The sequence below is a fragment of the Streptomyces sp. NPDC033270 genome (assembly GCF_055576575.1).
The window spans coordinates 26,204-33,438 of record NZ_JBVIRA010000048.1; the positions used below are offsets into that span (position 1 = coordinate 26,204).

At 70.7% G+C, this 7,235-nt stretch carries 6 protein-coding genes; 4 read left to right on the plus strand and 2 right to left on the minus strand.

Annotation, left to right across the window (positions count from 1 at the left end):
* Window positions 1-108 precede the first annotated feature (108 nt).
* Window positions 109-762, plus strand: coding sequence for a MerR family transcriptional regulator (locus tag ACZ5XZ_RS37840; RefSeq protein WP_468986808.1), 654 nt, complete (start codon window positions 109-111; stop codon window positions 760-762).
* 98 nt (window positions 763-860) lie between these two features.
* Window positions 861-1,298: a phage tail protein gene (locus tag ACZ5XZ_RS37845; RefSeq protein WP_468986810.1), complete on the plus strand. Its 438-nt coding sequence runs from the start codon at window positions 861-863 to the stop codon at window positions 1,296-1,298.
* 36 nt (window positions 1,299-1,334) lie between these two features.
* Here the strand turns inward: ACZ5XZ_RS37845 and ACZ5XZ_RS37850 are convergent, their stop codons facing one another.
* Together ACZ5XZ_RS37850 and ACZ5XZ_RS37855 are read right to left on the minus strand one after the other, a co-directional pair.
* Window positions 1,335-2,186: a siderophore-interacting protein gene (locus ACZ5XZ_RS37850; RefSeq protein ID WP_468986812.1), complete on the minus strand. Its 852-nt coding sequence runs from the start codon at window positions 2,184-2,186 to the stop codon at window positions 1,335-1,337.
* Window positions 2,187-2,228: 42 nt separating this feature from the next.
* Window positions 2,229-3,143, minus strand: coding sequence for a 5'-3' exonuclease (locus ACZ5XZ_RS37855; protein WP_468986825.1), 915 nt, complete (start codon window positions 3,141-3,143; stop codon window positions 2,229-2,231).
* Window positions 3,144-3,370: 227 nt separating this feature from the next.
* Here ACZ5XZ_RS37855 and ACZ5XZ_RS37860 point away from each other — a divergent pair, with 227 nt between their 5' ends.
* Window positions 3,371-4,543, plus strand: coding sequence for a quaternary amine ABC transporter ATP-binding protein (locus ACZ5XZ_RS37860; protein ID WP_468986815.1), 1,173 nt, complete (start codon window positions 3,371-3,373; stop codon window positions 4,541-4,543).
* A complete protein-coding gene (locus tag ACZ5XZ_RS37865) occupies window positions 4,536-7,133 on the plus strand; it encodes an ABC transporter permease/substrate binding protein (protein WP_468986817.1) in 2,598 nt (865 codons plus the stop codon). Before ACZ5XZ_RS37860 ends, ACZ5XZ_RS37865 begins: the two co-directional genes overlap by 8 nt.
* Window positions 7,134-7,235 lie beyond the last annotated feature (102 nt).

Consider the following 7,235-nt stretch of genomic DNA (forward strand, 5'->3'; position numbering starts at 1 on the left):
ATAGCTGGACTATCTATGATGGGGACCGGATTGGCAAGGCCGGGAGCGGGCGGGGCGCCCCGGGAGGCAAGGAGCGCCGGGCGGTGGCCGGGCGCGGGAAAGGGCGGCATGCGCATCGGGGAGTTGAGTCGCGCGACCGGCGTCGCGGTCCCGACGATCAAGTACTACGTCCGGGAGGGGTTGCTGCCGGCGGGCCGGCTGACCAGCCCCAACCAGGCCAGTTACGACGAGGGCCACGTCCGCAGGCTGCGGCTGATCCGCGGGCTGATGGACGTCGGCGGGCTCTCGGTCTCGGTCGTCCGCGAGGTGCTGGCCGCCGTCGACTCGCCCGGCGAGTCGGTGCACAAGGTGCTCGGCGCGGCCCAGCTGGCGATCACCCCGCCGCCGACCGCCACCCCGGACGGCATGGAGGAGGCGCGGGGCAAGGTCGCGGAGCTGATCCGCCGGCGCGGCTGGCGGGTGGAGCCGGAGAATCCGGCGGTCGAGGCGCTGGCCGTCGCGCTCGCCACCTTCCAGGGCATCGGGCGCGGCGAGTTCGAGGAGATCGTCGACGACTACGCCGACGCCTGCGAACGGGTCGCGGCCGCCGATCTCGACTGGGTGGGCCGCAACGCGGAGGTCGACGGCATGGTGGAGACCGTCGTGGTGGGGACGGTGCTGGGGGACGCGGTCCTCATGGCGATGCGGCGGCTGGCGCATGTGGAGGCGTCGGCGCGCAGGTACGAGCAGGGGGAGGGCCGGGGCGGTCCGGACCAGGGCTGAGGTGCGCTACCTGGCCTGGTGTCGGTCGTTGTGAGGGGTGGTCAGGCGGCCGGGGGCGTCCCCGGTCGCCCACGCGCGAACAGCAGGAGGACCCGCCCATGTTGACCGGCGATGCTCTCACCAGCCACACCTTCACGATCGAACTCGGCGAGTTCCAGGTCGAGACCCTCCAGGACGTCTCCGGACTGACCATGGGGCAGGACGTGGTCGAAACACGGCAGGCCTCGTCCACCGGCGAACTGATCGTGCGCAAGCAGCCGGGTGCCCCCCAGGCCGGCGAGGTCACGCTCACCCGTGGCATGGACAAGAGCACGGCCTTCACCGACTGGATCAGGGCCAGTCTGGAGGGCGACCACGACGGCGCACGGCAGAACGTCACCATCACCGTGTCCGACGCCGCCGAGCAGCCGGTCCGGCGGTTCCGTCTCGCCCACGCCTGGGCCTCGTCCTGGACGGGCCCGGACCTGGACGCGACCGCCTCCGGGCCCGCCACCGAGACGGTGACCCTCACCTTCGAGGACATCTCCGTGGAGTAGCGGGGCGCCGTGGCGGCGGCGTCCGGTGACGCCGGGTCAGGCCGCCGCGGGCGACTCCTGTTCGGCCTCCACCTGCTGGTTCCAGTCGCGCTTGGAGGCCTGCCAGCCGTCCTCGTCGTGGCCGGCGCGCCAGTAGCCGGAGATGGAGAGGGACTCGCGGGGCACGCCGCGCTCGACGCGCAGCAGGCGGCGGAGTTCCTTGACGAAGCCGGCCTCGCCGTGGACGAAGGCCTGGACCCGGCCGGCCGGGAAGTCCAGGGCCCGTACGGCGGCGACGAGTTCGCGGCCGACGGGGGCGCCGCCGCGGTGGAGCCAGGTGATCTCGGCGCCGGCCGGGGCGGCGAGGTCCTGGTGCTCCTCCGGGTCGGCGACCTCGATGAACGCGTGCACCGGCACGCCCGCGGGCATGCGGGCCAGGGAAGCGGCGATGGCGGGCAGCGCGCTCTCGTCGCCGGCGAGGAGGTGCCAGTCGGCGCCGGACTCGGGGGCGTAGGCGCCGCCGGGGCCGAGCAGGAAGATCTCCTCGCCGGGCTTCGCGGCGGCGGCCCAGGGGCCGGCCAGGCCCTCGTCGCCGTGCACCACGAAGTCCACGGTCAGCTCGCGGGCGTCGCCGTCCCAGGCGCGCACGGTGTACGTACGGGTCCGGGGCCAGCGGTCGCGCGGGAACTCGGCGCGGATCTGCGCGATGTCGAACGGCTCGGGGTACGCCACGCCGGGCAGCGGGAAGACCAGCTTGACGTAGTGGTCGGAGTACTCGCCCGCGGTGAACTCCGCCAGCCCCTCACCGCCCAGCACCACGCGGACCATGTGCGGGGTGAGCCGCTCGGTGCGCTGTACCCGGGCGCGGTGCACGACGGGCTTCTTGCGGGACGGACGCTCTGCTGCCACGGCGGTCTCCCCTGTTAGGTTAGGTATACCTAACCTAACAGGTCATCGGTGGAGAGTGACGAGCAATCGGTGCAAGGCGCCGCCCAGACCCCACCGCGTGGCGAGCGCTTCCAGCCACTCGGGGTCGGCCGGCTCGGTGGGCAGGGTGTGATCGACGTCGGGGACGGCGACGTCGCCGGCCACCTTGACGACCTTCGGGGCGACGGCGAGGTACGGGCGCGCCTCCAGCAGGCGCTTGCGCTGGGCGGGGGTCACCTTAGAGGCGGGGTCCTCGGCGGCGGCCATGATGCCCGCGAGGTCGCCGTAGGTCGCGAGCAGCTTGGCGGCGGTCTTCTCGCCGATCCCCGGGACGCCGGGCAGACCGTCGCTGGGGTCGCCGCGCAGCAGCGCCAGATCGGCGTAGCCGGGGCCGTCCACGCCGTACTTCTCACGCAGCAGCGCCTCGTCGGTGATCTGGAGCGTGCCGACGCCCTTGAGGGGGTACAGCACGCGGATCCCGCGCCGGTCGTCGACGAGCTGGAACAGGTCGCGGTCGCCGGTGACGATGTCCACCGGGCCCTTCGCCCGTGCGGTCAGGGTGCCGATGATGTCGTCGGCCTCGTAGCCGGCCGCACCGATACGGGCGATGCCGAGCGCGTCCAGGACGTCCTCGATGACCGGGACCTGCGGCGAGAGGGTGTCGGGGATCTCCTCCTCGTCGGGCTCCGCGGACCCAGCCGGAGCCTCTTCGGCGACCCGGTGCGCCTTGTAGGTGGGGATCAGATCGACCCGCCACTGGGGGCGCCAGTCGAAGTCCATGCAGGCGACCAGGTCGTCGGGGTGGTGGTCCTGGACGAGCCGGGCGATGAAGTCCAGCAGGCCGCGTACCGCGTTCACCGGCGTACCGTCCGGCGCCTTGACCGATTCCGGTACCCCGAAATAGGCGCGGAAGTAGAGAGAGGCGGTATCGAGGAGCATCAGGCGTCGAGTCACACCCCGCATGATGCCGTATGCCCCATACGTCGCAGCGTTGTGATCTAGAACACCGTCGTGTTTGAGCCGCATAAGGACGGGCAGGCGCGCAGCCGGAGCGGACCCGGTGGAGATCCAAACCTTTCACTGGTGAAGACGGGCCGAACCCGTCCCGCACCACGACCTGCCTGCGGGGGTGGCAGGTCGTTTCTCGTGCGACAAGAGAGGTTTATGTGTCCAGGCTGCAAGCCGAGCACCTGTACAAGGTGTTCGGCAGACGACCCGAGGACGCGGTCCGCTCCCTCGAAGCCGGCGCGAGCCGGGACGAGCTGCGGGCCGAAGGCACCACCGCCGCCGTGATCGACGCGTCGATCGAGGTGGACGAGGGCCAGATCTTCGTCGTCATGGGTCTGTCCGGATCCGGTAAGTCCACGCTGCTGCGCATGCTCAACGGGCTGCTGGAGCCGACCGCAGGCACCGTCCGCTTCGACGGCCAGGACCTCACCTCGCTCAGCGACAAGGAGCTGCGCAGGGTCCGCTCCGAGAAGATCTCCATGGTCTTCCAGCACTTCGCGCTCTTCCCGCACCGCAGTGTGCTGGAGAACGCCGCCTACGGGCTGGAGGTGCAGGGCGTGCCGCGCGCCGAGCGCGAGCGGCGCGCCACCGAGGCGCTGGCCCTGACCGGGCTGGAGGGCTGGGAGAAGTCCTGGCCCGACGAGCTGTCCGGCGGTATGCAGCAGCGCGTGGGCCTGGCCCGGGCGCTGGCCACCGACGCCGACCTGCTGCTGATGGACGAGTCCTTCAGCGCGCTCGACCCGCTGATCCGCCGCGATATGCAGGACCAGCTGCTCCAGCTGCAGAAGACCCTGAAGAAGACCATCGTCTTCATCACCCACGACCTCAACGAGGCGATGCGCCTCGGCGACCGGATCGCGGTGATGCGGGACGGGCGGATCGTCCAGACCGGCAGCGCCGAGGACATCCTCGTCCGGCCCGCCAACGACTATGTCGCGTCCTTCATCCAGGACGTGGACCGCAGCCGGGTGCTGACCGCCGGCGCGATCATGACCGAGACCGGCACGGTGCTGGGCACCACGGCGCCGGACGGGCGTGAACTCGCCACCGCGGCGGATTTCCGGGCCGCCGCGCCCGCGACCGTCGGCGTCGACACCCCGCTGGCCGAACTGTTCGCCCCCTGCTCCACCAGCACCGTTCCGGTCGCCGTGACCGACGACGAGGGAGCGCTGGTCGGTGCCGTGCCGGCGGAGCGGCTGCTGGCCGCGCTCGGCGAGTCCGGCGAGGCCCGGGACGAGGCCCCCGCCACCGTCCCCGCCCGGCCCGCGGCGAGGACCGCCGCGAAGGCCGAGGACGGCGAGCCCAAGGGCAAGGTGATCGCCGGTGCCTAGGATCCAGATAGGCAGCTGGGCCAATGACGCCGTCAACTGGCTGCGCGACAACCTCGACTGGCTCTTCACCCTGATCACGAAGGTCCTGAACGGCCTCTACGACGGGATCCACACCGTCCTCGCCGGGCCCGAACCGCTGCTGCTGGCCGGCATCCTCGCGGTGCTCGCCTGGTGGCTGCGCGGTCTGCCGGCCGCCCTGCTCACCTTCCTCGGGTTCGCGCTGATCGACTCGATCGAGCAGTGGGGCCCGACCATCGAGTCGCTCTCCCTGGTCCTGGTGGCCTGCCTGATCACCGTCGTGGTCGCCGTGCCGCTCGGCATCTGGGCGGCCCGCAGCCGGGTCGTCGGCGGTGCGCTGCGCCCGGTCCTGGACCTGATGCAGACCATGCCGGCGATGGTCTACCTCATCCCCGGCATCCTCTTCTTCGGCCTCGGTGTGGTCCCCGGCATCGTCGCCACCATCGTCTTCTCCATGCCGCCCGCGGTCCGGATGACCGAACTCGGCATCCGGCAGGTCGACCCGGAACTGGTCGAGGCCGCCGAGGCGTTCGGCACCCACCCGCGGCGCACTCTCTTCCGCGTCCAGCTGCCGCTGGCGCTGCCCACGATCATGGCCGGCATCAACCAGGTCATCATGCTGGCGCTGTCCATGGTCGTCATCGCCGGCATGGTCGGCGGCGGCGGACTGGGCTCGTCCGTCTACAACGCGATCAGCTCGGTCAACGTGGCGCTGGGCGCCGAGGCCGGCCTCGCGGTCGTCATCCTCGCCATGTACCTGGACCGGATGACCGGCGCGCTCAACCAGCGGGTCTCCCCGCTCGGCCGGCGGGCGCTGGCCAAGGCGCAGGCGGCGCTCGGCGGGCTGAAGTTCCTGCAGTGGCGGCCCGCCACGTCCGTGGCGACGGTCGGTGTGGTCGTCCTCGCGCTGGTCGCCGGCGGGATGGGCGTGTTCGGCAAGGGCGGCGGCCAGGGCGGCGGCAACGGCCGTCCGATCAGCCTCGGCTACGTCAACTGGGACGAGGGCAAGGCCACCACGTACCTGTGGAAGGAGATCCTGGAGCAGCGCGGGTACCGGCCCAAGGTGCAGGCCCTGGAGGCCGGCCCGCTGTTCGCCGGGCAGGCCCGCGGTGACGTCGACGTCCAGACCAACGCCTGGCTGCCGACCACGCACGCCTCGTACTGGAAGAAGTACGCGGACCAGCTGGAGGACCTCGGCGCCTGGTACGACAAGACGTCGCTGGAGATCGCGGTGCCGTCGTACGTCAAGGGCGTCAAGACCCTCGACGATCTCAAGGGCAGGGGCGGCGAGTTCGGCGGCAAGATCACCGGCATTGAGCCGGGCGCCGGCGAGATGAAGATCCTCAAGGAGAAGGTCCTCAAGGACTACGGCCTGGGCGGCGAGTACCGGGTCCAGGAGTCCAGCACCGCCTCCATGCTCAGCGAGCTGGACCGCGCCGTCCACCAGAAGAAGCCGATCGCGGTCACGCTGTGGTCGCCGCACTGGGCCTACGACAAGTACCCGCTCACCAAGCTCAAGGACCCCAAGGGGTCGTTCGGCTCCGGTGACAGCCTGCACCTGCTGGGCCGCAAGGGCTTCGCGAAGGACGAGCCCGAGGTCGCCCGGTGGATGAAGAACTTCCACCTGGACGAGAAGCAGCTCACCAGCCTCGAGAACGACATCAAGAGCGCCGGCGAGGGCCATGAGCAGGACGGTGTCCGTACCTGGCTGAAGAAGCACCCCGGCCTGGTCGACAAGGTCGCGCCGGGCGGCAAGGCCACCTACGCCAAGGGCAGGGACGCGGGCCGGGCGCCGAACATCGGCTACCCCGCCTGGGACGAGGGCATCGCCACCACCTACCTGTGGAAGAACGTCCTGGAGAAGCGCGGTTATCGGCCGAACATCCGCAACCTCGACATCGGGCCGATGTGGACCGGGCTGTCCACGGGGCAGATCGACGTGGAGACCGACGCCTGGCTGCCGGTCGCGCAGAAGCAGTACTGGGACAAGTACCAGAAGGATCTCGTCGACGTCGGACCGTGGTACGACAAGACCTCGCTGGAGATCGCGGTGCCGTCCTACGTCAAGGGCGTCAAGACCCTCGACGACCTGCGCGCCCACAAGGACGAGTTCAAGGGCAAGATCATCGGAATCGAGCCCGGAACCGGCGAGATGAAGCGGCTCAAGGACACCGTCGCGCCGGCCTACGGGTTGGAGGACTTCGAGGTCACCTCGGCCGGTACCAGCGCGATGCTCGCCGAGCTGGACCGGGCGTACCAGAAGAAGGAGCCCGTCGCGGTCGTCCTGTGGTCGCCGCACTGGGCGTACAGCAAGTACAAGCTCACCAAGCTCGCCGACCCCAAGGGCACCTGGGGCGCCGACAACCAGATCAAGACGGTCGGCAACAAGAGCTTCCCCGAGAAGTTCCCGGAGTTCCACGGCTGGCTGAAGAACTGGAAGATGAGCGCCGACGAGCTCGGCAGCCTGGAGAAGGCGATCCAGGACGCCGGCAAGGGCAACGAGGACAAGGGCGTCGAGAAGTGGATCGACAACCACCCGGGCATCGTCGACGAGATGGCGCCGGTGAAGTAGGCGCCCTGGACGCGTAGTTCACCTGTGGGGGGGGGGGGGGCGGGGGGGGGGGGGGGGGGGGGGGGGGGAACCCCACCCCTCCCACGACCCCCCGCAGATGTG

Excerpts from the sequence above, each read along its gene's own strand:
- ACZ5XZ_RS37840 (WP_468986808.1), top strand. The coding sequence starts at position 109 with ATGCGCATCGGGGAGTTGAGTCGCGCGACCGGCGTCGCGGTCCCGACG.
- ACZ5XZ_RS37845 (WP_468986810.1), top strand. The coding sequence starts at position 861 with ATGTTGACCGGCGATGCTCTCACCAGCCACACCTTCACGATCGAACTC.
- ACZ5XZ_RS37855 (WP_468986825.1), bottom strand. The coding sequence starts at position 3,143 with ATGCTCCTCGATACCGCCTCTCTCTACTTCCGCGCCTATTTCGGGGTA.